The 25854-nt window shown below is 36.9% G+C and carries 20 protein-coding genes; 11 read left to right on the top strand and 9 right to left on the bottom strand.

Annotated elements, in window-relative coordinates; all coding sequences use genetic code 11:
* Nucleotides 1-104: 104 nt before the first annotated feature.
* The 4 genes from BM207_RS13955 (at nucleotide 105) to BM207_RS13935 (ending at nucleotide 4442) form a co-directional block, all read left to right on the top strand.
* Nucleotides 105-1682 (top strand): M28 family metallopeptidase, encoded by a 1578-nt coding sequence (locus tag BM207_RS13955; protein WP_090995421.1) that lies wholly within the window; start codon nucleotides 105-107, stop codon nucleotides 1680-1682.
* Nucleotides 1683-1828: 146 nt separating this feature from the next.
* Nucleotides 1829-2353 carry a hypothetical protein gene (locus tag BM207_RS13950; RefSeq protein ID WP_090995418.1) on the top strand — a complete coding sequence of 175 codons (525 nt, stop codon included), beginning with the start codon at nucleotides 1829-1831 and terminating at the stop codon, nucleotides 2351-2353.
* Between the two features lie 646 nt (nucleotides 2354-2999).
* On the top strand, nucleotides 3000-3791 hold the full coding sequence (locus BM207_RS13940; RefSeq protein ID WP_177217130.1) for a sensor histidine kinase: 792 nt from the start codon (nucleotides 3000-3002) through the stop codon (nucleotides 3789-3791).
* A 3-nt stretch (nucleotides 3792-3794) separates the two neighbouring features.
* Nucleotides 3795-4442: a response regulator transcription factor gene (locus tag BM207_RS13935; RefSeq protein ID WP_245768118.1), complete on the top strand. Its 648-nt coding sequence runs from the start codon at nucleotides 3795-3797 to the stop codon at nucleotides 4440-4442.
* 3 nt (nucleotides 4443-4445) lie between these two features.
* Here BM207_RS13935 and BM207_RS13930 read toward each other — a convergent pair whose 3' ends face one another.
* Nucleotides 4446-5849: an MBL fold metallo-hydrolase RNA specificity domain-containing protein gene (locus BM207_RS13930; RefSeq protein ID WP_090995405.1), complete on the bottom strand. Its 1404-nt coding sequence runs from the start codon at nucleotides 5847-5849 to the stop codon at nucleotides 4446-4448.
* 161 nt (nucleotides 5850-6010) lie between these two features.
* Here BM207_RS13930 and BM207_RS13925 point away from each other — a divergent pair, with 161 nt between their 5' ends.
* Genes BM207_RS13925 through BM207_RS13910 form a run of 4 tightly spaced genes read left to right on the top strand, consistent with a single transcriptional unit; the run spans nucleotide 6011 to nucleotide 10199 of the window.
* Nucleotides 6011-6388 carry a BlaI/MecI/CopY family transcriptional regulator gene (locus tag BM207_RS13925; RefSeq protein ID WP_090995401.1) on the top strand — a complete coding sequence of 126 codons (378 nt, stop codon included), beginning with the start codon at nucleotides 6011-6013 and terminating at the stop codon, nucleotides 6386-6388.
* Entirely contained in the window at nucleotides 6385-8358 is a 1974-nt protein-coding gene (locus BM207_RS13920; protein WP_090995397.1) for a TonB family protein, read from the top strand. Before BM207_RS13925 ends, BM207_RS13920 begins: the two co-directional genes overlap by 4 nt.
* 7 nt (nucleotides 8359-8365) lie before the next feature.
* Nucleotides 8366-9367, top strand: a complete 1002-nt coding sequence (locus BM207_RS13915) for a TonB-dependent receptor plug domain-containing protein (RefSeq protein ID WP_090995393.1) — start codon at nucleotides 8366-8368, stop codon at nucleotides 9365-9367.
* Nucleotides 9368-9392: 25 nt separating this feature from the next.
* Nucleotides 9393-10199, top strand: coding sequence for an energy transducer TonB (locus BM207_RS13910; protein WP_090995392.1), 807 nt, complete (start codon nucleotides 9393-9395; stop codon nucleotides 10197-10199).
* A 125-nt stretch (nucleotides 10200-10324) separates the two neighbouring features.
* Here BM207_RS13910 and BM207_RS13905 read toward each other — a convergent pair whose 3' ends face one another.
* The 4 genes from BM207_RS13905 to BM207_RS13890 form a co-directional block, all read right to left on the bottom strand.
* Complete coding sequence (locus BM207_RS13905; protein WP_090995390.1) at nucleotides 10325-11095, bottom strand: succinate dehydrogenase/fumarate reductase iron-sulfur subunit; 771 nt, start codon at nucleotides 11093-11095, stop codon at nucleotides 10325-10327.
* 10 nt (nucleotides 11096-11105) lie between these two features.
* Entirely contained in the window at nucleotides 11106-13085 is a 1980-nt protein-coding gene (locus BM207_RS13900; protein ID WP_090995386.1) for a fumarate reductase/succinate dehydrogenase flavoprotein subunit, read from the bottom strand.
* 32 nt (nucleotides 13086-13117) lie between these two features.
* Entirely contained in the window at nucleotides 13118-13792 is a 675-nt protein-coding gene (locus BM207_RS13895) for a succinate dehydrogenase cytochrome b subunit (protein WP_090995383.1), read from the bottom strand.
* 184 nt (nucleotides 13793-13976) lie between these two features.
* Complete coding sequence (locus BM207_RS13890) at nucleotides 13977-15524, bottom strand: trypsin-like peptidase domain-containing protein (RefSeq protein WP_090995380.1); 1548 nt, start codon at nucleotides 15522-15524, stop codon at nucleotides 13977-13979.
* Between the two features lie 252 nt (nucleotides 15525-15776).
* Here BM207_RS13890 and dapF point away from each other — a divergent pair, with 252 nt between their 5' ends.
* The gene (gene dapF, locus BM207_RS13885; protein WP_090995377.1) at nucleotides 15777-16556 is read left to right on the top strand and encodes a diaminopimelate epimerase; all 780 of its coding nucleotides are present in this window, start codon (nucleotides 15777-15779) and stop codon (nucleotides 16554-16556) included.
* Between the two features lie 57 nt (nucleotides 16557-16613).
* Here the strand turns inward: dapF and BM207_RS13880 are convergent, their stop codons facing one another.
* Entirely contained in the window at nucleotides 16614-18914 is a 2301-nt protein-coding gene (locus BM207_RS13880) for a helix-turn-helix domain-containing protein (RefSeq protein ID WP_090995374.1), read from the bottom strand.
* Nucleotides 18915-19101: 187 nt separating this feature from the next.
* On the opposite strand from BM207_RS13880, the gene BM207_RS13875 reads away from it, so the two are divergent.
* Nucleotides 19102-21891 carry an outer membrane beta-barrel protein gene (locus BM207_RS13875; protein WP_090995371.1) on the top strand — a complete coding sequence of 930 codons (2790 nt, stop codon included), beginning with the start codon at nucleotides 19102-19104 and terminating at the stop codon, nucleotides 21889-21891.
* A gap of 8 nt (nucleotides 21892-21899) precedes the next feature.
* Entirely contained in the window at nucleotides 21900-22676 is a 777-nt protein-coding gene (locus BM207_RS13870; RefSeq protein ID WP_090995368.1) for a GLPGLI family protein, read from the top strand.
* Between the two features lie 12 nt (nucleotides 22677-22688).
* On the opposite strand, the gene BM207_RS13865 is transcribed toward BM207_RS13870, so the two are convergent.
* The 3 genes from BM207_RS13865 to BM207_RS13855 all read right to left on the bottom strand — a co-directional run bounded on the left by BM207_RS13865 (nucleotide 22689) and on the right by BM207_RS13855 (nucleotide 25737).
* Entirely contained in the window at nucleotides 22689-23381 is a 693-nt protein-coding gene (locus tag BM207_RS13865) for a response regulator transcription factor (protein WP_177217129.1), read from the bottom strand.
* Between the two features lie 4 nt (nucleotides 23382-23385).
* Nucleotides 23386-25224: a sensor histidine kinase gene (locus BM207_RS13860; protein WP_090995364.1), complete on the bottom strand. Its 1839-nt coding sequence runs from the start codon at nucleotides 25222-25224 to the stop codon at nucleotides 23386-23388.
* 144 nt (nucleotides 25225-25368) lie between these two features.
* Nucleotides 25369-25737, bottom strand: coding sequence for a DUF3127 domain-containing protein (locus BM207_RS13855; RefSeq protein ID WP_090995361.1), 369 nt, complete (start codon nucleotides 25735-25737; stop codon nucleotides 25369-25371).
* Between the last annotated feature and the right edge of the window lie 117 nt (nucleotides 25738-25854).

Genomic DNA, 25854 nt, shown 5'->3' with positions numbered 1-25854 from the left:
GTATTTAATCTTCAAGTGTAAAAATATGAATAGAAAGGTACAAATAAATAGCAATACCTGTAAATTCACCATCAACAACGTTACTTCATTAAAACTAACTTAACATGATTAAAACATTTACTTTTAGCGCATTGGCTCTAGGCCTTTGCTTTTCTGCTTTTGCACAGGAGCCCTTAAACACTGCGGCTGTACAAAAGATCAGAACTGAGGGCTTAGATAACTCTAAAGCCATGGAAATTGCCTACAAAATCACAGATGTGGCTGGACCGCGTTTATCGAACTCACCAGGCCTAAAAAGAGCGCAAGATTGGGCTGTTAAATACTTCAAAGAAATCGGACTTCAAAACGTACATTTAGAAGCATGGGGAGAATTTGGTAAAGGATGGCAAGTTGATAAATATTATGCTGCCACTACCTTACCTTTTTATCGTCCAATGATTGCATCTCCAAAAGCTTGGACTCCGGGCACAAAAGGACCTATTAAATCAGAGGTAATCTTAATAAAAGCCGACACCGTTACAGACTTGGCCAAATATAAAGGCAAATTAACAGGCAAGATTGTAATGATCGAGTCGGCGACCCTTCAACCTTTAAAAAATTCATATACACCTGATGCGGTAAGATATACCGAAGAAGCGTTAGAAAAGATGGCAGCAGCAGAACCTCAAGCTGCAGGTGCTGGTCGTCGGGGAAATTTCGGCAATGCGGGAGGCAACCAACGCGCAATGATGCTGAAATTAATGGCTGTTAGAGCTGCAATTGACAGTATGTTATTAGCAGAGAAAATTGGCTTAAAGTTAACCTATGCTCGCGGAAGTCATGGAACTTTCTTTACAAGCAATGGTGCTTCTTACAAATTAGATGCTAAGCCAGTTAACCCAGAGCTGGAAGTAAGCAGTGAAGATTACCTGCACATCTTACGTTTATTACGCGGTGGTGAAAAAGTGGAGTTAGAAGCGGAGGTTAAAACTTCATTTTACGACAAAGATCCAAAAGGATATAACGTAATTGCCGAAATTCCAGGTACTGATCCTAAGCTAAAGAGTGAAATTGTAATGCTTGGTGGTCACTATGATTCATGGCATTCTGGTACAGGTGCAACAGATAATGCAGCAGGTTCGGCAGTAATGATAGAAGCTGTTCGTATTTTAAAAGCAATAGATTTTAAGCCAAAACGTACTATTCGTATTGCATTATGGAGTTCCGAAGAGCAAGGATTATTTGGTTCTAGAGGTTATGTAAAAGAGCATTTTGCTGACCCTTCCAACATGACTGCAAAACCAGAGCATGAAAAATTGAGTGCTTATTACAATTTGGATAATGGCACAGGAACAATTCGTGGCGTGTACTTACAGGGCAATGCTGCTGTTAGAGACATTTTCCAGACTTGGTTAACTCCATTCGCAGATCTAGGAGCAAAAACAATTACGATCAACAATACAGGCGGAACAGACCATCAAGCCTTTGACGGTGTGGGCTTACCAGGCTTCCAGTTCATCCAAGACCCTATGGATTATAACACCAGAACCCACCACTCTAATCAAGACACTTTTGATCGTTTAGATGGAGATGACTTAAAAAAATCAGCGACTATTGTTGCTTCTTTTGTTTATCACACTTCGGAAAGAGCTGAGAAACTGCCTCGTAAAACGATGCCTACTCCAGCAGCCCCAAGACAATAAAAGATTCTAAAAAATAATATAATGCCCAGCAATTAAATTTGCTGGGCATTTTTTTTGAGCATTAATAGGGTGTTTTAACGGTAATAAATTAAATAATAACTAGTGACATTTACAATAAACAATACAATTTTAAACACCAGAAATTTATGTCATTAGAATCAGTAGGAGCAAACAGAAACCACTCTGTCAAAATGGACAGACAAACGATTAAAGAAATGGTTGTAGCTTATAGAGAAAACCGGCCAATACAAAAGAACTTCAATTATGCACATTTTGGCGCAGAGGAAGTCATCCAGTTATTCATAGACAACGGAATAATTTCCAATGTTGAATTCAATAACACGGAAAAATTTGGTTTAAAAATATATATTGGAAACCATTTTGAGTTATCAAACTGCCCTGGCAGTAATGAAGCCGAAAGAGCAAGGTATCTTAACTTTAATACCACCATTCTGTGTAATACCATCATTCGCGGAGCGTATCAATTCGAAGATATTTTAACAAATGAAGCAAACATGACCACGTTGTCTGCTGACAGCTCGGACCCGAATGATGGCGGTTATGGCTTAGATCAATCTGTTTTATGCCCGCCAGACTGCATGGAAGAATGCATACCTGACGCAAATGAGCAAGATTATTGTATATTTGACGTAGGGAGAGAACCTACTTAACCGCCTGCTACGAAATAGTGATATTAACCAGAATTCCGTTGGGAATAATTATAGAATGGATATGCTTAGCTGCATCCATTCTACTTGTTATGAATGCAAAGCCAAAATTTTGGCGATTGATAGTGCCCTATCTTGCTATTACCGTTTTGGTGGAAAGTTACTGTTTTTATCTCGCTAAAACATCGCCACAAGCAATTAGCACCCATTGGATATATAATATATTCTTGTTCGTTTATTTGTGTTTTCATTTATTTTTATTTGCTAAGTTGATAAAAGCGCCATTTATCCGGAGCGTTTTGAAAATTACATTTGTAGCGCTAATAGGTTGTTATGCATGGGAATGGCATTTTCTAGGGCTTAATTATTTCTTTGCTACAACGAATGTCTTATTTGGAATAAGCATTATTTTATTTTCTATTTTTTACTATTACAATTTAATTTATCAAGATCAAATTGACAATATACTCAATGAACCCGCTTTTTGGTTTATTACTGGTTGTCTACTATTTTATGTTGGATCAACAACAGTTAATCTCTATATAGATCAATTAATTGTGGTCAGCAAGGCTAATAATTTCCCGTTTAGATATGCGTTAATTTCCGTTCTAAATCTTATTATGTATGGATGTTGGATAAAATCATTTTTATGTCTTTTCAAAACTCGGACCTATTCGCAATAATTACGATCGTTTCAATTACCATCTTAATTGCTGGAATTTCCATGCCCTTTTTTGTTGTGCTCTATTTTCGAAAAAAAAGATTGCACATTGAAGAAAAAATGAAAATGAACGAACAATTCAAGATAGATATCATAGAAACAAATCACAAAGCGCAAGCACAATTAATGCAAAGCATCGCTTCAGATTTACATGATAATTTGGGCCAAACTTTAAGCTTAAGTTCCATTACATTAAGTTCAATAAATTTAGAGGAAATCCAAAAATCAAAAACGAAAATAGATGCCGCTTTAAGCATGATTAATAATACTATAAAGGAAACGCGTGATCTAGCAAAACTGCTATATGGTGAACAAACTCTAGAAAAACCGTTAGGAGAAGCTATTGAAGAATTAGCTTTATCACTGAAGACTGGAGGGTATAATTTAACCCTCAACAATCAAATTCTGGAAGCTGACAATTTATTTCCGGAAAAAGATATCATCATTCTGCGCATCTTGCAGGAGATCATGAATAACATTGTCAGACATGCCCACGCAACCCATATTGAACTTAATACTCAAATTGCTATGGGTAACTTAAGCATAAGAGTAAAAGATGATGGCCTAGGGTTTGATCCTGAAAAAATTTATGATCAACAAAAAATCGGTATTGGTCTTCATTCCATTCAACGGCGCATAAAACTCCTTGCCGGGAAAATAACAATTCATTCTACACCCTTAAAAGGAACAATAATTAACATACAGATACCATACACTTAAATCATGAATAAAAAAATTACCCTAGCAATCGTAGACGACCAAGCATTATTCTGTTTAGGCCTGGCGGTATTAATGAAAGAGTTTGAAGAAATTGATGTGGTTTTTACTGCAAAAAATGGAATGGAATTACAGGACAAAATTAAAAAACATGGACCGATAGACGTCGTATTAATGGATATCAGCATGCCTATCATGGATGGTTATGCCACCACACAATGGTTAAATTGCAACTACCCTAGCATCCGCATATTGGCACTCAGTATGTTCGATGATGAAAAAACAATTATACAAATGATAAACTGTGGTGCAGGCGGATATTTACTAAAAGAGGCCAAGCCCGCTGAAGTTCTCCATGCCATCAAAGTAGTTAAAACTAAAGGCTTTTATACTAGCGAGCTTGTAACTGGAAGATTGGCGGTCTCCTCAAAAAAAGTGAAGATTAAACCTGTATTAACAGAAAAAGAACGTATGTTTCTTGAGCTGTCCGCAGCAGAGTTAACACATAAAGAAATTGCCTTACAAATGCATGTTAGCCATCGGACGGTAGACAATTATCGAGACTCACTCTTCAAAAAACTCAATACTAGATCAAAAACAGGATTAATAATACAAGGCATCGAAAACGGCTTAATCAATATAATAAAAAAATAAGCGCTAAACATCGAGGTCAAATTTTTCATGATAGGAGGGAATTGAAATATTTTTAAAGCCCTTTTCTTTCAAGCGGATTGCAAAGTGCTGTTGAGCTTCATATTCTCCATGAACCAAAAACAAGTGTTTTACCCTTGCTGGATCTTGACAAGATAAAAAGCGCAATAAATCCTCAAAATCACCATGTGCGCTCATTGATTTTATTGAACCTACTGCTGCCTTAACTTCATAGTCGTCACGAAAAATCTTCACCACTTTCTGACCTGCAATTAATTCTCCTCCTAATGATGAAGGTTCGCAATAACCTACCATTAGAATGGTATTTCTTTCATTTCCGATTGTATTTCTGATGTGATGCCTCACACGCCCACCTTCCGCCATGCCTGAGGAGGAGATTATTACACAAGGCCGATTATCACTATTTAATGCTTTTGACTCTTCCGTACTTTCGATAAATCTTAATCCTTTAAAAGAAAAAATATCATGATCAGCTGCCAGCACCTCTTTCACTTTTTGGTTATAAACTTCTGTATGATTTTTTAGCACAGCTGTTGCTTGCGCTGAAAGCGGGCTATCCACATAATACGGTACGTCTGGCAACTGCTGCTTCAGCTCAAGACCGTTAAGAGCGTATAAAAGCTCTTGTGTGCGGCCCACGCTAAAAGCTGGGATAATTACCTTTCCTTTTTTAACTTTACAGGTATAATTTATAATTTCAAGCAATTTTTTCTCAATGGGTTCTAGATCCCTATGCAATGAGTCGCCATAAGTAGACTCCATAATAATATAGTCTGCCTGGTCAAAAACTTCTGGACTTTTGAGCAACATATCTCCATAACGACCAATGTCACCACTAAAAGTTAACTTCTTTTCTTTACCACCTTCTGTTAGCGTTAAATGCACTGCAGCACTTCCTAAAATATGACCCGCATCAGTAAATTTTACTTTGATATTGTCTGTTATCTGATAAACTTCCCTGTATTCTATCACTTTCATTAAGCCTACAGCTTTAATCACATCTTCATCAATGTATAATGGCTGCTCTTCTTCCTCCCCCGGTTGTCTATGCTCATTTGAAAATTCAGTATCCTGCATATGTATTTTTGCAGAATCCATCATCAATATTCTCGCTAAATCCATCGTAGCAGGCGTACAAAATATTGTACCATTAAAACCTTCGGCTACTAATCTTGGAAGCAGACCGCAGTGATCAATATGGGCGTGAGAAAGAATTACATAATTTAGTGACGCAGGCGCAAATCCAAAATGCTCATTTAATTGATCGGTAACATGTCCCATTCCTTGGAATAGACCACAATCTAGCAAAATTTTTATACCTGAATTTAAAGTAATCAAGTGTTTACTGCCGGTAACTGTTCGTGCAGCGCCATGAAATGCTATCTTCATTCTTTTTAATTTATTTTCTGATTTTAATAAAATAACAGCACAAATATTTTGAAAACTAAAATATTAGTTTTAAGTTTATACTAATTATTCGGTAAATTACTCAAATAATAACACTCATTTGAAAAAAAAAGCGCTCTTAATACATAAAAACAACAATTAACATGGAAATTAAAGATCTAACAAAGGCTGAGGAACAAATCATGCAAATTGTATGGCAATTAGAGAATTCCTTTGTAAAAGAAGTAATGGATTACCTGCCAGAACCAAAACCTGCCTATAATACGGTATCTACGATTATCAGAATCTTAGAAGTAAAAGGTTTTATTGGGCATGAAGCATTTGGTAAAGCTCACAAATATTACCCATTAATTAGTCGGGAAGAATATAAACGCCATGCTACAGAGAAATTATTAGGGAACTATTTCGAAAATTCTGTTGAAAGCATGTTTTCTTTTTTCGTAAAGGAAGAGAAACTCGATCTAGGTGATGTGGATGAAATTTTAAAAATGATTAACAAATTCAAAAATAAACCAAAATGAGTTGGGCGCATTATTTGCTACAGGTAAATATCTACCTGGTTGTATTTTTTTGCTTTTATAAACTGTTATTAGATAAAGAAACTTACTTTATCTTAAACAGGATATACTTGATTGGATCAGGGCTACTATCCCTAACCATTCCTTTCTTACGCTTTGAATGGTTAGCCACACAACCTGTTGCCCAACGTATGTATACAGGGGTTGACCAACTAAGTGGGTTTGTATCTCAAGTAAGTATTGTCGACCAGTCGTCAGAAAAATTTAATTGGGGGAACCTGGTTGTAGCAATATATGTGTCTGGAATTATATTTTTTATTATTCGATTTATTTATCAGCTAAAAGCGGTAAATAAAATGTTCTATAATGTAAACAGTGGCGCTGCCTTTTCTTTTCTGAACAGAAAAGCTATCGCTGAAGATGTTCCTGAGCCCGAAACAATTCATTTACATGAAGAAATCCATATCAAGCAAAAACATACCATTGATGTGATCTTTTTCGAGCTATTAGCCATTTTTACTTGGTTTAACCCAATAATTTATGCCTACAAATATACGGTAAAAAACATCCATGAATTCTTGGCCGATGAAGCTGCGGCAAATTTTCAAGGTGATAAAGAAACATATTCCTTGTTACTGTTAAGTCAAGCATTTGGTGCCCGTCCAAGTGATTTAACCAATGGTTTTTTCACAAAATCCCTTATCAAAAAAAGGATTTTTATGTTACACAAACAGCGCTCAAAAAAGACAGCTATGCTCAAGTATGGTTTATTTGTTCCCTTATTTGCGCTAACGTTGATCTTGTCATCGGCTACTATTCGTAAAAACAATAGGTTAATTGAAGTGGCAGAACATATTCCATTAAATGATATTAAAGCGGCAGTAACTGAAACCATAGAACCACTAAGAATTCTCAATATAGAAATTGCGCCACGTGTTTATAACACAAATCCTAAAATCTTTAATACCGCAAAAAACAACTTAATAAGCAATTCAAATAAAGCTTGGGATGGCTTTTATAATTTCTTGGGCAATACTATCAAATATCCGAAAGAGGCAATGAACAAACAAATTGAAGGGGATGTTCGAATTAACTTTAAGGTAGAAACAGGGAAAATTCAAGATGTGAATGTGGTGGGAGATTTAGGTTATCAAACCAAACAAGAAGTAAAGCAAAGCGTTTTAGCATTTACTAAAGAGTTACCTGCCGATGATGGAAATTATAGCTTCATCACTGCTTTTAAATTAACACAGCTTACCAGTAAAGAAGAGGCGATCGCTAACGAAGCACCTAATGGATACAATGAATTGCCGAAACTAGTTGTGAGAGGCTATGCCACACCTGCTAAAAAAGAAGGGGTTATAGAAGAAAACATCGTCTACAGCCACGTGTCAATGAGTAGTCCCCCTAGCTATCCAGGTGGCATTCAAAAATTTTATCATTGGTTAGCGAATACGATTAAATATCCTTCGATGGCAACTGACAACCGGGTGCAAGGGACTATATATATATCATTCACTGTAGAGAAAGATGGAACATTAACCGACATTAAAGCAGATGGAAGAAAATTAGGTTATGGCCTTGAAGAAGAAGCTACCAGAGTAGTTAAAGTAAGTAAAAGATGGAATCCAGGCTTGTTGAATGGCAGACCGGTTCGCGTTAAATATAACATTCCCATCAAGTTCGCAATGCCCAATGAGACTGCTAAACTTAAATTAACCAGCAGCGAACCATATAATGCGAGCCTAGCTACCAGCATCAAATTAAAAGGGAGCAACTTAAACCAGGAATCAAATCCCTTATACATAATCGACGGGGAGAAACAAGATCACCTTGCTATTAACAACTTGAAACCAGAAACCATTGAAAGCATAAGCATACTTAAAGACGGCTCTGCTAACTCTCTCTACGGAATAGAAGGAAAAAACGGGGTAATTCTTATTACCACTAAAAAAGAGTCGCTAACTAAATAACTTTACAATGAAAAAAATAATCACATTATCTTTAGTTGCTGCGTTGTTATGCGGCACAGTTAGCGCAGACTTTAAAGATGTCTCAATTGGAAAAATATATAGAGCTGATGACCTAGGTAAATTTTATAGCTATTTAATGCAAAGTATTGAATACCCTAGCACCGCTCGTTTACAAAACCATCAAGGAAATAGCATTATAACTTTCACACTTATAAAAGGCAATTTAAAACATATAAATATTCATACAGAACTTGGAAATGGCTGTGATGTTGCAGTTTTAAACAGTTTGATGGCTTATTCGCAATTAAACACCTTAAAAGATGGTTTGTATGCGTTGCAAACTTCGTTTAGAATTAAAGGCGCTAGTACGGCTATTATCAATGACGGGGTAAAAATGCCAATTGGTTTCACTGCGCTAAATACAATAACTATCATGGCCCAGGCATCAAATCCGCAAGCCAAAAGCAATGTAGATTCAAAGTCAATTAAAATTATTGGCTATCGTTCAACAAATAAACAAACAGAGCCATTATACATCGTTGATGGAAAAGTGTTTGCCCTTAACTTAAATGAATTGGATCCAAACACCATTGAATCAGTAAGCATAATTAAAGATGCTTCGGCAATTAGTCTTTATGGGACTCAAGGAGCTAATGGCGTAGTTGTAATCACTACCAAAAATGCTATCGCAAATGGCGTAGACAAAAAAGAAACTCCAGCAATCAAACAAGCAGAAGCCTCGAAAAACAATGATGAAGTAACCATAAAGGATTATGGAAGTAAAGTGAAGTTTAGGGGCACCAATACCTATGGCAAAAACCCTCTTTACATTTTGGATGGAAAAGTATTAGAAAACGAAAACATTAACCAATTAGACCCCAATAAGATTGAATCAATCTCGATCCTAAAGGATGCTTCTGCTATCGCCCTCTACGGCTCTTCGGGGAAAAATGGCGTAATCATAGTGACGACCAAGAATGTTCCAATTCAAAAAACAAAGAATCAGTAAAAACTTAACCTAAAGCTCAAAAAAGATGAAAACAAAAATTTTCTCATCGCTAATAGCGGTGTTAATGCTCAATCTATGCCTAAACCAAGCGTTTGCCCAAGATGAAAAGGTATATGATCATATATCTTTAAAAACCCCACCAACCTATCCTGGAGGTATTCAAAAGTTTTATGATTTTCTTGGCGCAACGATCAAGTATCCCACCCAGGCAATCGAAAACAATGTACAAGGTACTGTATATACCTCTTTCACGATAGAAAAAGATGGTTCATTAACTGACATTAAAGTAGATGGCAAAAAACTAGGCTCAGGAACAGAGGAGGAGGCCGTTAGAGTGCTTAAATTGGCGAGAAAATGGAATCCAGGTCTCTATAAGGAAAAACCTGTTCGCGTGAAATACAGCATGCCAATAAAATTTGCAATGCCTAATACACCAAAAAAAACCATAACGTCAAATAATGCAAATACCCATACTACTCCTTCAACATCAGGCGAAGGCGACAAAACAGTATATAGTCATGTTTCCATGGAAAACCCTCCAGCTTATCCAGGAGGCATCACAAAGTTCTATAATTTTTTAGGTACAAACATGAAATATCCTAAGCCTGCAGTGGATGCTAAAATTGAAGGAACTGTTTATACCTCTTTCACTATAGAAAAGGACGGCTCATTAAGTGATATTAAAGTAGATGGCAAAAAATTAGGCTATGGATTAGATGAGGAAGCAGTTCGTGTATTAAGGTTATCAAAACGATGGAATCCCGGAATGCAAAACGGCAAGGTAGTTCGTACTAAATACAGTATTCCTGTTAAATTCTCATTAAAAAAATAGTAAATTAATACTCACAAAAAACCCCAACCTAAATGGTCGGGGTTTTTTGTTTAAATGTCTCCTCTGTCTCGGACAACTAAATCTAGTAATTTTATAGGATAAATCCAAATCAATTGTCTGATTATCTATCCCTCTTCTTCACTTATAAACTTAGCCGAGTAGTAATCTCTATTCATCCTGGCAATATTCTCCAACGATATTCCTTTGGGACATTCGGCTTCACAAGCCCCAGTGTTAGTACAATTTCCAAATCCTTCTGCATCCATTTGGGCAACCATATTCTGCACACGTTTATAACGTTCAGGTTGTCCCTGTGGCAATAAAGCCAATTGAGAGATTTTCGCAGACACAAATAACATCGCAGAAGCATTCTTACAAGTTGCTACACAAGCACCACAACCTATACAAGCAGCTGCTTCGAATGCAGCATCGGCCTGAGCCTTTGGAATTGGCAAATTGTTTGCATCTTGCGCATTGCCTGTATTAACAGAAATAAAGCCTCCAGCTGCAATAACTCTATCAAACGCAGACCTGTCTACCGTTAAATCCTTGATTACCGGAAATGCCTTTGCTCTCCAAGGCTCAACTACAATCGTATCTCCATCTTTAAAAGAACGCATATGCAACTGACAAGTTGTTACTGCATCTTTTGGACCGTGAGGGCGGCCATTGATAAACATGGAACACATCCCGCAAATACCTTCGCGGCAATCGTGATCGAATACTATGGGCTCATCCCCTTTTGTAATTAAATCTTCGTTCAAGACATCAAACATTTCTAAGAAAGACATGTCAGGAGAAATATTAGCGACTTTATAATCGACCATTTTCCCTTTATCCTTTGTACTCTTTTGACGCCAAACCTTTAGCGTTAAGTTCATATTTCCTATACTCATACCTCAACTACTATTTATAACTTCTTTGTGCTATTTTAATATTTTCGAATTTCAGTTCTTCTTTGTGAAGTTCGAAGCTTCCATCGCCTTTATTTTCCCAAGCCGCAACGTAAGCATAATTTTCATCATCACGCAAGGCCTCACCTTCTTCAGTTTGAAACTCCTCACGGAAATGGCCACCACAGCTCTCGTTACGATTTAATGCATCAATACACATTAACTCACCTAACTCTATAAAGTCTGCAACACGGCCTGCTTTTTCAAGTTCAGGATTATATTCATCTGCCGATCCCGGAACCCTAACATCGCTCCAAAAATCTTTCTTCAATTGTTGAATTTCTGCAATGGCCGATTTTAATCCTTCAGCATTCCGAGCCATTCCACATTTTTCCCACATAATTAGACCTAACTTCTTATGAAAGTGATCTACCGATTTGGTTCCCTTAATTCCAATTAAAGTATCCAATATTCCTTTTGCTTTAGCTTCTGCTTCAGCAAATGCTGGATGATCTGTTGGAATCGCTTTAACGGAAATTTCTTTTGATAAATATTGTCCGATCGTATATGGAAGAACAAAATAACCGTCTGCCAAACCTTGCATCAAAGCTGACGCACCTAAACGATTTGCACCATGATCAGAAAAATTCGCTTCGCCCGTACAGTATAAACCAGGAACCGTAGTCATTAAGTTATAATCAACCCATAATCCACCCATTGTGTAGTGAACCGCTGGATAAATACGCATTGGTGTTTCATAAGGATTTTCGCCGGTAATCTGCGCATACATATCGAATAGATTACCATATTTCTCTTTGATCACCGCCAAACCTAAACGCATACAAGTTTCCTTGTCTGGATGATGGTTACCAGCCTTAGCCGCTTCAATTCTACCGTAGCGTTCCGTATTCGCCTTAAAGTCTAGGTAAACTGCCAACTTAGAAGTTCCAACTCCATAACCTGCGTCGCAACGTTCTTTCGCAGCTCTCGAAGCTACATCGCGCGGAACTAAATTACCAAACGCAGGATAACGACGTTCTAAGTAATAATCTCTTTCATCTTCAGGAATTTCTGAAGCTTTACGGGTATCATCTTTCTTTTTAGGTACCCAAATTCTTCCATCATTACGCAACGATTCAGACATAAGGGTTAGTTTAGACTGATGATCGCCTGACACAGGGATACAGGTAGGGTGAATTTGCGTATAGCAAGGGTTGGCAAAAAAAGCACCCTGCTTGTTTGCTTTCCAGGCAGCAGTTACGTTACTTCCCATTGCGTTAGTAGAAAGGTAAAAAACGTTTCCATACCCACCTGTTCCTAATACAACAGCATGACCAAAATGACGTTCTAACTCGCCAGTAATTAGATTTCGTGCAATAATACCCCGAGCTTTGCCATCAATTTTCACAACTTCAAGCATTTCGTGACGGGTAAACATTTCTACCTTACCCATTCCAATCTGGCGCTCTAAAGCACTATATGCACCCAGCAATAATTGCTGACCAGTTTGACCTGCCGCATAAAATGTTCTTTGCACCTGTGTTCCGCCGAATGAACGATTATCTAATAAGCCTCCGTATTCACGTGCTAAAGGAACCCCTTGCGCCACACATTGATCGATGATATTCGCACTCACCTCTGCTAAACGGTGAACATTCGCTTCACGTGCACGATAATCACCGCCCTTAATCGTATCATAAAACAAACGATAAGTGCTATCCCCATCATTTTGATAATTTTTCGCAGCGTTGATACCACCCTGAGCAGCAATAGAATGCGCCCTACGTGGAGAATCCTGAAAACAAAAGCACTTTACCTTATAGCCCATTTCGGCTAAAGTAGCGGCTGCTGACGCTCCGGCTAAACCAGAACCTACAACAATTATCTCTAAACTTCTTTTATTGGAAGGGTTAACCAATGGCACCGAAGACTTAAACTTCGTCCATTTAGTTGTTAATTCCCCCTCTGGTATATTTGAATTTATTGCTGACATTATGTATTTAGCTTTATTCGTTCAAAATTATTTTAAAGACCTAGGTAGATCCAAACTGGCATTGCTGCAAAAATCAAAGGAATTAGGATAGAAAACCAAACGCCTACTGCCTTTATAATAGGCGTATATTTTTTGTGATTCCAACCTAAGGTTTGAAACGTTGATGCAAAGCCATGTAACAGATGATAAGCTAGGGATATCATCGAAAGCACATACAACACAACAAACCATATATTCTTAAACGTTTCCTTCATCACCGCATACAAATCTTCATGACCCGCAGAATCCACAGTAGGAATACCTGTAAATCGAGAAACTGTCCAAAATTGCGAAAGGTGAACAATTAAGAAAATCAGCAATAATGTCCCTAGAAGACCCATCGATCGCGAATACCATTTACTGTTTGCATTACCATTGTTATAAGCATATTTCTCTGGTCTGGCAGCTTGATTTTCGAATGTTAAGCGCGCTCCTTGGACAATATGCAACATAAGACCAAGCATTAAAACTATTTCCATAGCACGTATAATCCAGTTCGTGGCCATAAAATGAGCTCCTTCATTAAATAATACACCAGTATTATCGAAAAACACAAAGGAATTCAAAAAACAGTGTATAACTAAAAAAGAGATTAGAAAAAGGCCTGTGAGACCCATTATTAGTTTTTTTCCTATAGATGAGGAAAAAGCATTTGCGATACTGCCCATTAGCTTTTTATTTTTTTATTCAGTTGTTACAAAAGTATTTAAAATATGATTTAAATTAGGATTGTCATCTATAAAATCATAAGAAAGAAGTTATTTAGAAACATTCTAAAAAAATGAGCAGTTTAAGGCAAAAAAAAAAGGACAGCAAATTGCTGTCCTAATTATTAACATGTATAATTATTTTTTAATTAAAAGAAAATGTATAAGCTCCATTCTCTCCAAAACCAGCTATAGTGGTTTTACCGTTTCCAGAGGTTGCTAGTGCTTTTTCTACATCAGCAGAGCTATTTACCGGTTTACCATTTACAGTTGTAATGAGCAAACCCTTCGTTACTTCAAAATAGTCGAATAACTTACCAGGTTCAACATTTGTCACAACTACCCCACTTGTAGCTTTATATTTTGCTTTTACTGCCGTAGATGCCGGCGCAAAACTTGCTCCGAGCTTCGCTACAGTAGTTCCGGTAGGCACCGCTTCTGTTTTCTTTGCAGAGGCTAAGTTCATGCTACTCTCTGGTTTTAACGTTACCACTATATTTTTCAAAGAGCCATCTGCTTTTAACACCCCTAAAGAAACCTTATCACCAGGACGTAGACGACCAATCTTCTCTTGCAAATCTGGCGAGTCATAAATTTCGACACCTTCTACTTTTTTAATGATATCGCCTTCTTTTATTCCTGCTACTGCAGCAGCTCCGCCGGGTAACACGTCGCTTACGTAAAGGCCATTAATATCCTTAATTTTCAAGTACTCTGCAACATCCGCATCTAAAGCTTTAAAGCTAACTCCAATGTAACCACGTTTTACACTGCCAAATTGTTTAAAATCTTCTAGTATCTTTTTCGCCAAGTTTACTGGGATAGCAAAACCATAACCTTCATTTCTACCAGTTTGAGATGCGATCGCTGAATTAATCCCTATCAGTTCACCATTAGCATTTACCAAAGCACCCCCACTATTACCTGGATTAATGGCAGCATCTGTTTGAATAAATGACTCGATCGCCGTACTTGCCGGACGTTCTGGCCTCACCCCAGTACGTTGCATTTCCATATATTCTTCACGTGTTATCCCATTACTCTCTCTGTCTAAAATGCCAATACTTCTTGCTTTAGCACTTACAATACCTGCAGTTACTGTAGTTTGTAGGTCTAACGGGAAACCAACTGCCAATACCCACTCACCAATTTGTACATTGTCAGAGTTACCCATTTTAACAAAAGGCAAACCATCTACATCTACTTTAATGAGCGCTAAATCGGTATTAGGGTCTTTACCAATTACTTTAGCCGTAACTTTACGACGGTTCGAAAGAATCACTTCAATCTTATCAGCTTTATCAACCACATGGTTATTGGTAACGATATAACCATCAGCAGTTAAAATTACACCTGACCCCGAGGCCGCTCTTGGCATCATTCCTCTGCGGCTACCGCCACCACCAAAGAAATCAAAGAAATCTTCTAATCCACCACCTTGACGTGTTTCATTTGAAGGATTTGTACCGTAGGTTGTTTTAATATGAACAACTGCTGGAGAAACTGCTGCAGCCGCCTGCACAAAATCTACCGCTCCTGTTGATGAGACTTTAATTGGGTTATTCGCAAAGATCATATTTTGCTTTTCAGCTAAAGAAAAGCTATCATTATTGCGCTCTAATAGTTTATAAGCGCCAATTGCGACTGCACCTCCTAAAAATGCAGCAAACACTATTAATCCTATTTTTTTCATTTGTTTAAAATTTGTTTTTTAATGGTATTCAAGCTATCATAATCTATGGTTATTCTTTTAAAAGATTATGATGTTCTTCATGTTTTTATATATTATTTACTTTTTAAGAAAGATTTACTCAAATTTAATACCATATAAACGATATTTGTATACTTAATACATCTGATGTAATGTTAAAAAATGTTAAATTAACATCCTAATTTATCAAGCAAATAGTGGCCCTAAATCTTTTAAGGATTAAAAAAAACAAATATGACGACGCAATTTCACAAATATCAAGGTGCTGGCAACGATTTTATTTTGATTGATCAGCGCATGGACAATTTAAAAAACATTGATAATAATCTTGTAAAGCAACTTTGTGATCGGAGATTTGGTATTGGAGGCGACGGGCTAATGCTTTTACAAAGTCACGCAGACTTTGATTTTGAAATGGTGTATTATAATGCAGATGGCAACTTGGGTAGTATGTGTGGAAATGGCGGACGTTGCATCGTTGCCTTTGCTAAACATTTAGGAATTATTGACAGTGAAGCTAATTTTTTGGCAGTAGATGGACCGCATTATGCCAAAATTTCAGCCGAAGGTAATTGGGTGGACCTCCAGATGATCAATGTGAATGAAGTCACACAAGATGGCAATGCGTATGTGCTGAATACAGGCTCTCCGCACTATGTTAAAGAGGTAACAAATTTGAAAGAACTGGATGTATTTAACGCCGGTAAAGCCATTCGGAATAATGAAACTTATCAAGTAAAAGGGATTAATGTTAATTTTGTTGAAAATAAAGGTGACCATTTATTCGTTCGAACCTTTGAACGTGGAGTGGAATACGAAACCTTTGCCTGTGGAACGGGAGTTACCGCAGTTGCGCTTGCGAGGGCAAAACATCTACAGCAAACCGGACATATTGAGACGGCAATTGAAGTTTTAGGCGGCCATATCAATGTCAAGTTTGATTATGATGGGCAAGAATTCACCAACATATTTTTATGCGGACCAGCAGTAAAGGTTTTTGAGGGGACGATATAACTATGTCATTGCGAGGTACGAAAACGTCATTGCGAGGTACGAAGCAATCTCATTTAGTTAATGCCCTTCAGCTAAATGAGCGGCTACAGCAATTTTAATTTCGCTATAGGAGTAACCTCTTCCTAAATGATCCCGAAGATCGTTAAGTTTGATGGATTTTAATTGATTAATAGCTTCTAACATAGCGTTTAATTTCTTGGCTGGTATAAATAGTTTAGGATCTAATTCCTGTTTTGCCACAAAATAGGCGATATGACCTTCAATCGTACCTAAAGTCATTTTTCGTTCTCTTGCAATTTCTTCCGCTGTTCTCCCCTGCTTCAATAAACTAAGTGTAACATCCTTGGTGTCTTCTTTAGGGACTTTAGGCAACTTCTCTTTTTTCGAAGCCCGTACCTTTCTAAAACTGTCTGCAGTACTTGGATTAAATTCTTCACTATTAGGCATCCTATATGCTTTTTGAATTTGTTCCGCTCTTTTTGTCTCGTTAAACAAACCGCTTAAACTTTCTTTCGTAAGTTCCACTCCATTTAAACTGGCGGTTAACATGGCTTTAGCCTTTCTCATTTTCTTAAACTGCTCATAAAACATCGCCTCCATCTCAAAAAGTTCAACCAGATACTCCTTGGTCTGTTTTTCTGTTTTAACAAGTTCGATCAGTTCAAAAATCGAATCACTGAGTTTTACAATTTGTGGATTAAAATAATTTTCCGCTGCTGTTGTTCGCGCTAATCGAAGATTTTTAGTGGTCTCGTCGTCAACAAAAAACAGCCGTTCAATTTGCCTCGAGAATTTATCTGCATTTACCTTTAATGACATGAGCTCCTGCTGCAACTTAATAGCCCATAATAAATGCTTTTGTTTCGTAGAGCGCTTTTCATCTTTTTTATAACTAAAAACATGTTCGAAAACATAATTATCAAGTGTGCTAAAATCAAAACTCTGTAAGATATAATTTCTTAAAAACGCATCACTTTCTCTTTTGATCTGTAAACCCAGGTTTTCCTGCTGTTCTTTTAATCTTGCAAAATAACTTACGTTCGGATCTTGTCTAATAGATCTTCCAGATAATTGAGAGGTTAGAATTAACCCTTTCAATGTGCGTAAACGAGATAGTGCGACATAAATTTGCCCAGGGGCAAAGGCATCTCCCAAATCCACAATTGCTTTATCAAAAGTTAGGCCCTGACTTTTATGCACAGTTATTGCCCAGGCCAGTTTTAGTGGAAACTGGGTAAATGTACCTACTACCTCTTCCTCAATTTCATTAGTTACCTTATTTGTATTATATCGTATGTTTTTCCAAATGTATTTCTCTACAACTATAATCTGATCGGATCCCTCGGCTTTAACTTTAATCAACTCATCACTTAAGGAAATAACAACCGCAATTTTACCGTTAAAAAAACGCTGTTCCCCTGTGGGATCATTCTTAACAAACATTACTTGCGCCCCAACTTTTAATTCCAATGACTTTTCTGCAGGAAAGGCAGTCTCTGGAAACTCCTTATCTACGGCCGCTGGGTAAAAGTAACTTTTAGCGCTCAGCTCCGATAAACTATCTCTGTTAAGGGTTTCTGCTTTTTGATTGTGTGTAGTAAGTGTAATGTAGTTGTCACTCAAATTAGGCTTAAAATCCGCCCGATAATATTGTTGGAGCAGTTCTAGATCCCGCTGTGTTATCTGATTGTTCCTAAGATTATTTAAAAGATCAATAAAAACCTCATCAGCCTGCCGGTATATCTTTTCGAGTTCTATATACACTGGTTTACTTTCTGCTAAAGCGAGTGCGTCGAAAAAATAAATGCTTTTATAAAACCCACTTAACAATCCCCATTCATTTTGCTTAACCACAGGCGGCAATTGATGCAAATCCCCGATAAATAAAACTTGCACGCCTCCAAAACTTGCTGAATTATTTTTCCGCACATAACGCAGAACCATATCAATAGCGTCCAACAAATCCGCTCTGAGCATACTAACTTCATCGATAATAAGCAATTCCATATCCAACAAAATCCGACGCTTTGTGGCATTCATACTCAAATGCCGGATGATAGATTTAGGTGTATTATAGTGTTGGTGCGCTGTAGCCAAATCAGCTGTGGAATTTTTCGGTAAATAAGTCCCAAATGGAAGTTGAAAAAGAGAATGTATAGTGACTCCTGCAGCATTGATGGCAGCAATACCTGTTGGGGCAACAATAACAGATTTTTTATGCGTCAAAGAAATTAAATTACGCAAAAAAGTAGTCTTACCTGTACCCGCTTTTCCTGTAAGGAAAATATGACGGGAAGTTAAATTAATAAATTTTGCCGCAAGTTGAGCGGGCTGTAATTGTTCTAATTCGTGTATCATCTTCTCCTCTAAATCACCGATCGCTCAATATACATGTTTTGATTCTATTCGCACATTTTAGGTTAAAAATACCCACCATTACAATCGTGTAACAAATGTTAAAGTTTGTTATCAAATGTTAAAGTTTGTAACTATACTTTTAGTATTAAATGTATAGTTATATATTACGCCTTCCAAACCCGTCTATATGAAGAAATTAAGCCTCACCTTTTTTTTATGCGCTCTTTGCATCTGTGTATTCGCCCAAAGCCCATCCTACATCAAAGGAATTGTTGCCGATTCGGCAGCGAACACTAAGCTTCGTAATGCAACTATTAGTATTCTTAATGCCAAGGATTCTACGCTTTATAAGTTCACAAGAGCAGCAGAAAATGGCGCTTTTGAAATACAGCCTATGCGTAGCGGGAATTTCATCCTCCTCCTTACTTATCCAGAATATGCCGATTATGTCTATCATTTTAAATTAGATGAAGGAAATTTGAGTTTCAATTTTGGAACCGTTAACATGAAACTCAAGGCAACCTTACTAAATGAAGTAATCATTAAAGGACAGGCAGCGGCAATAAAAATTAAAGGTGATACAACCGAATTTAATGCCGGAAGTTATACCATACAACCGAATGATAAGGTTGAAGATCTCTTGAGAAAATTACCGGGCATACAGGTAGATAAAGATGGGAAGATTACAGCCCAAGGTAAAACGGTTCCAAAGGTTTTAGTAGATGGTGAGGAGTTTTTTGGTGATGATCCCACCTTAGTTACAAAAAACCTCCGTGCTGATATGGTTGATAAAGTACAACTGTATGAAAAGAAAAGTGATCAGGCATCATTTACAGGCGTTGATGATGGAGAAAAAACTCAAACTATTAACATCAAGTTAAAAGAAGATAAAAAGAATGGTTTTTTTGGAAAAGTGGACATTGGTGGCGGCACGGATGATTTTTACGCAGGCCAGGTCCTTTTCAATAAGTTTAAGGCAAAGGAAAAATTCTCCTTCTTTGGTACAGCTAGTAATACAGGCAAAACAGGGTTAAGTTGGGACGACAACAATAAATATGGTGGGGGCGGTGGAGATGTCCAATTTATTGACGGCGGTATGATGATAATGGGCGGCGGCGGAGATGAGCTTGAATCATGGGGAGGAAGGTATAATGGCGAAGGAATTCCGATCGCAAGAAACGCAGGGGCCCATTACGACCTCAAGTGGAATGACGATAAGGAATCGATCAATACGAACTATAAAATTGGTTCGTTAAGAGTTGATGGCACAAAAAATATCCTGACACAAAGAAATCTCCCCGAAGGAATCATTAATAGTAACCAAGACCAATTAACAAACAATTATATCTTTAGGCATAAACTGGATGCTACCTATCAAATAAAATTAGACACCACCAGCAACCTAAAAGTAACCGTTTCAGGAACTTCCAAAAATAATGAAACAGCAAATAACTTTAGCAGCGAAGGAAGAAGGGAAGACAACTCCTTATTAAATACAGAATTAAGAGACCTGGACAATAAAGGAGATGAACAAATCTTTAACGTTTCAGCATTTTACACTAAAAAACTCAAAAAACCCGGAAGAAATTATTCTTTAAACCTGAGCCAGATGATTAATGAGCGGAATAGTGAGGGGTATTTATATTCGAAAAATGAATTTTTCGACGTCAATGGAGTCCTCAATAAAACGGAGCTTACCGATCAGCTTAAGACCAATAAAGCCAGCAATTCTTTCTTTTTCACTAACCTCACCTACACAGAACCGATCAACAAGAAGTTGTCAGTTGTCTTAAATTATGGTTTGAGCATAAACAATGCAAGTGCTGATCGTAAATCGTACAACGCCTCCACTCCTGGTCAATACGACATGCTCGACAACCAATTCAGTAATAATTTTACAAGTCAGCAATTGTCAAATCAAGGGGGCGCTATCTTAAGCTATAAACATAAAAAATCTACGTTAAATGGGGGACTTAAACTCAACACGGTTAATTTCGATCAGCTAGACAAAGTGAATGATATCAGCTACGAAAGAACCTTTGTCAATTGGATGCCACAAGCCAGATATCAATATAGGTTCTCTCAATATAGAGCGTTCGGCCTTTCTTATAACGGACGTACAAGTCAGCCAAGCGTTAGCCAACTGCAACCTGTTGCAGTAAACGATGACGTTTTAAACATTCCAATAGGTAATCCTAACTTGAAACCTTCATATTCCAATAATTTTAACTTTGAATATAACTCGTTCAAAGTCATTTCTAATACATCGTTGTTCTTCTATGGATCCTTTAACTTTACGAATAACCAAATCGTTAACAATACAACAACAGACAAACTAACTGGAAAGTCACAATATCAGTTCATCAATTTGAAAGATGAAACACCAACTAACTACTACGTAAATAGTTATTTTTCTAAAAAAATAAAGAAAATTGAGTTGAGTGTGGATGTTGAATTAGGAATGAGCGGAAATACGTCCTACAATTATGTAAATGATGTGCTTAATGAAACCAAAAACAATAGTTACAATGCAGGTGTTGGCTTGAGCAAGCACAAAGAAAAGAAATATAGTTTTAATATTAGTTTTGGTCCAGCATACAATACACAGCAGTCTTCTCTAAATGAGAACATCAATAATAACGGACTAAGTTATGCAGGTTATGGAAGCTTTACCATTTACCTCCCAGCCAAAATTCAAATAAGCAGTGATGCCAGATATAATTACACTGCCAAAACAGCATCTTTTGATCAAAGCTTCGAACAAACCATTGTCAACTCCTCGGTTAGCAAAACTTTTTTTAAAGGCGACAACCTGAAATTAAGTCTGTCAGGTAACGATTTGCTTAATCAAAATACTGGTTTCCAGCGATATGCCAGTGCCAGCACTATTACACAAACAAAATACAATACCATTAAACGCTATTTTATGTTCTCCTTAATTTGGGATTTCAATAAGATGGGAGGTGTAAAAAAATAAATTTTCTTATGAAACTAAAACAATATATCCTTGCCTTTTTAATCTTACTAACGCATTTCGTTTTCGCCCAAAATAAGCGTTTCTCAACCCAGGGGCTAATCACTTTCGAGAAAAAAGTGAATATGCATGCCCTTATAAAGGAAATGATTAGAAAAAACCCCAAAGACTCTTATTTACCGATGTTCTTTGAGGAGTATCAGAAAAAACAAAGTCAGTTTAATGTGTTAAAAAGTACATTGGCATTTTCCAATAATCAAACACTTTTTACACCCATAGAGCCCGAAACAAATACAAACGATTTTTTTGGTGGTTTTGGAGCAGCGCAACAGAATAATGTAATTGCTACTAACACTATTGCGCAAACAAGCATTGCTCAAAAGAAAGTTTATGAAGAAACCTACTTGGTTAAAGACAGTACTAGAAAAATAAACTGGAAAATCACTAATGAGATTCGCAATATCGCGGGCTATGATTGCAGAAGAGCAAATGCTTTAATTATGGATTCCATTTATGTAGTCGCATTTTATACCGATGAAATACCGGTGTCTGGCGGACCAGAGTCTTTTACCGGCCTACCTGGCATGATATTAGGAGTAGCGCTACCTTATGAACATATAACTTGGTTTGCAACAAGTGTGGTCGACCAGCCTATGGCCGACAATAAGTTAAAAGCCCCTACCAAAGGGAAACCCCTAACCAACGCTGGATTAAGTAAAACCCTTAAAGAAGCCTTAAAAAATTGGGGAGATTATGCCCAACAAGCATTGAAGGAATTTATGCTTTAGTGCGCAAAGGCATTAGTTGACCAATAATTTATAGCCTTTTCCGTGTACATTTAAGATTTCTACTTTTGGATCTTCCTTAAGATACTTCCGTAATTTACTTAAAAAAACATCCATACTCCTGCCGTTAAAGTAGTTGTCATCATGCCAAATACTTAAAAGCGCTTCTTCCCTGGTTAGCACAGAATTTTTCTTCAAACAAAGTAATTGTAATAATTCAGCTTCTTTGGTCGATAATTTTTGTTGTTGCCCGTTAAAATGGATTAATTGAGTAGTATAATCAAAAGTATATTTTCCAATCTCAAAGTTTGTTTGTTGCAGTTCTACAGCAGCATTATCCTTAGAAACACGTTTTAACAGCGCATTTATCCTAAGCAATAATTCTTCTATTCTAAAAGGTTTGGTAATGTAATCGTCACCACCCAAATCATATGCAGAGGCTTTATCCTCCATCATAGCCTTTGCCGTTGCAAAAATAATAGGTACTTGCTCATTAACTTTCCTAATTTCTTTTCCCAACGTAAAACCATCTTTTTTAGGCATCATTACATCTAAAATACAAAGATCAAAGCTATGCTTATTAAAAGCCTTAAGCCCCTCTTCCCCATCGGTACACAAAACCACATCAAATTTGCCTTTTAATTGTAGGTAATCTTGTAATAATAAGCCTAAGTTAGGATCATCCTCAACTAATAAGATCTTCTTCATATTTTTAATTGCTATGTTTAAATGGTAATGTGATTTCGAAAGTTGTACCCTTATCCTTTTCACTCTGTACCTTAATGCTCCCCCCCATTTTGCCAACAATATCCTGTACATAATTTAAGCCCAATCCAAAACCTTTCACATCATGTAAATTACCCGTCGGCACCCTGTAAAATTGATCAAATATTCTCTTAGTTTGATCCTTCGTAAGGCCAATGCCTTCATCTGTTATAGTTAAGGTAATTTGTTTAGCTGTGTTCTTCGTACTAATACTAATTCTTGGGGAGTTGACACTGTATTTATTCGCATTATCGATCAAGTTATAAATCACGTTAGAAAGGTGTAATTCATCTCCCATAATAACAGCGGTATTGGCCGCTAAACTTAAAGTTACGTCGGCATCTTTCTTTTTCAACTGTAAATCCATGCTATCTACCACCGCACTCACTAAGTCATTTAAATCTACAGGACTTAATTCAAGTTTCAGCTCCTTATTTTCTAATCGAGCTACGTTTAAAACACGTTCAATGTGATTTCCCAGTCTTACATTTTCATCATAAATAATACCCGCCAATCGGCCTATCCTATTTTTATCTGTTACAACATCCGGATCCTTTAAGGCCTCACTCGCAATCATAATAGTGGCAACTGGTGTTTTAAATTCGTGCGTCATGTTATTGATGAAATCAGTTTTCATTTCTGATAGCTTTTTCTGTCTGATGATAGCATAAATGGTATAGGTAAAAATGAAAATCAATACCAATAACAGGCCAACTGAAGAGGCCATTGTAGCAAATAAATTTTCCAGTATAGCAGAGTTTTTATTTGGAAAACTAACATATAGCATACCAGGATCTCTTATTAAATCATTGCTAAATAAGCTATGCGCATAAGCATTATCAGCAATGGGCAATATAGCTGAATGAGATGCATTTTGATAGATAACCTCTTTTTTGTTTCTTACCGGTGTTATCCAATAACTGTAATCAAGTGTGATATCCTTGTTGAGCATTTCTTTTTTAATCAAGGTATCCAAAAACTCCTTGGATGGAATTCTTTGTTTTAAAGGGATATTTGGATCATCCATTTCTGTTGCTACATCCTGTAAGATTGTTAAGCTTTCATCATTGTATAAACTAAGGGTATCGGCATACAGACTACTCAATTCCATTTGATATTTACGTTCCGCTTTTGCGTCCTCGAGCTTAAATTTGGCAACTAAATCTGGATCACTTGAGGGAAAGCCAACGAAAATGGGAAGAAAGTCTTGCGGATTAAAAGCTAGGTACCTGATCGTATCGGGAAGCCTGCCCATTTCCAGATCCTGTTTAATACGGGGTATGCGCGGACTTACATTCCTTTTAATCAGCTTCCCCGTATTATCCCTAATATCCTGTATGTCTAAGCCAATCTCGTTAGATTTGGCATTTGGTCCCGAATAGAGTTTATACTGCCCCTCCGTAATCATTACCGGCGAAAAAAAAGTAGCCTTGATGGCGCTATCCTGAAAATTTAAATAATTAAAGACCTGTTGCTCTTGCTTAAACTTTCTTAGATTTTCACTTTCCTTAAATTTAAGTTTAAAGGCAACAATCGCATCCATCTGACTTTTTATGCCTTTCTCCTTTTTTGTTTGGATTTCACTACCCTTCTTATTGATGTGTACAAAGGCATTTTTCTTTTGAACCTTATTCACTACCGCATTTAATGCAGCATTCACATTTTGGTCAAAAAGTTCAGATTTAAGCTTATAGGATTCCTTAATATAATACAATTGCATTACAAAAACGCCTAACAATGCCAGCGTCATTAATACCGTAATTATCAACAAACTACTTTTCTTCATGCTATATTGCTCAAAAATAGTTGATTAATACCTAAATAGCCTCGTTTTAACACTTTTTAACACGTACAGCGAATACACTACAAAAAAAATGCTGTTCCTATTAAGAAACAGCATTGTCTAAAATTGTTTTGCTTAAAAAAGATCTTAAAATGGAAGATCATCTTCCTCACCTGCAGCCGCATTTAAATCAACTGGTGGTGCATATTGTGGAGCAGCTGCTCCGGCTGCTGTGTTGGTTAAAGCAGTTAAGCGCCAAACTACTAAACTATTAAAATAAGAAGTAACTCCTTCTTTATTTGTCCACGGACGACCACGCAAGTTGAATGATACCTCAACCTCATCACCTGGTTTCAACGAGTCGAACAATGCCGTTTTATCTTGTAAAGCTTCGAACCTAATATACTCTGGGTAAGTTGGATTTTCTGCGTATTCTATAATTAAATCACGTTTTTTAAACGTTTCACTTACTTGTTGTAATGCCCCAACTTCGTGTACTTTTCCTTTAATTTCCATGTCAATACTTGTAATTTTACTCTTCAACCAAATCTCTAAATTTTTATTGATATCTTCATGGTAAATTGGATGAAGTTTTCCACAGTTTTTTAAGTTTTAATATTTAGCACTTAGTAT

Source organism: Pedobacter insulae (assembly GCF_900113525.1).
GTDB lineage: Bacteria > Bacteroidota > Bacteroidia > Sphingobacteriales > Sphingobacteriaceae > Pedobacter > Pedobacter insulae.
This window is presented reverse-complemented; position numbering and strand designations above follow the sequence as displayed.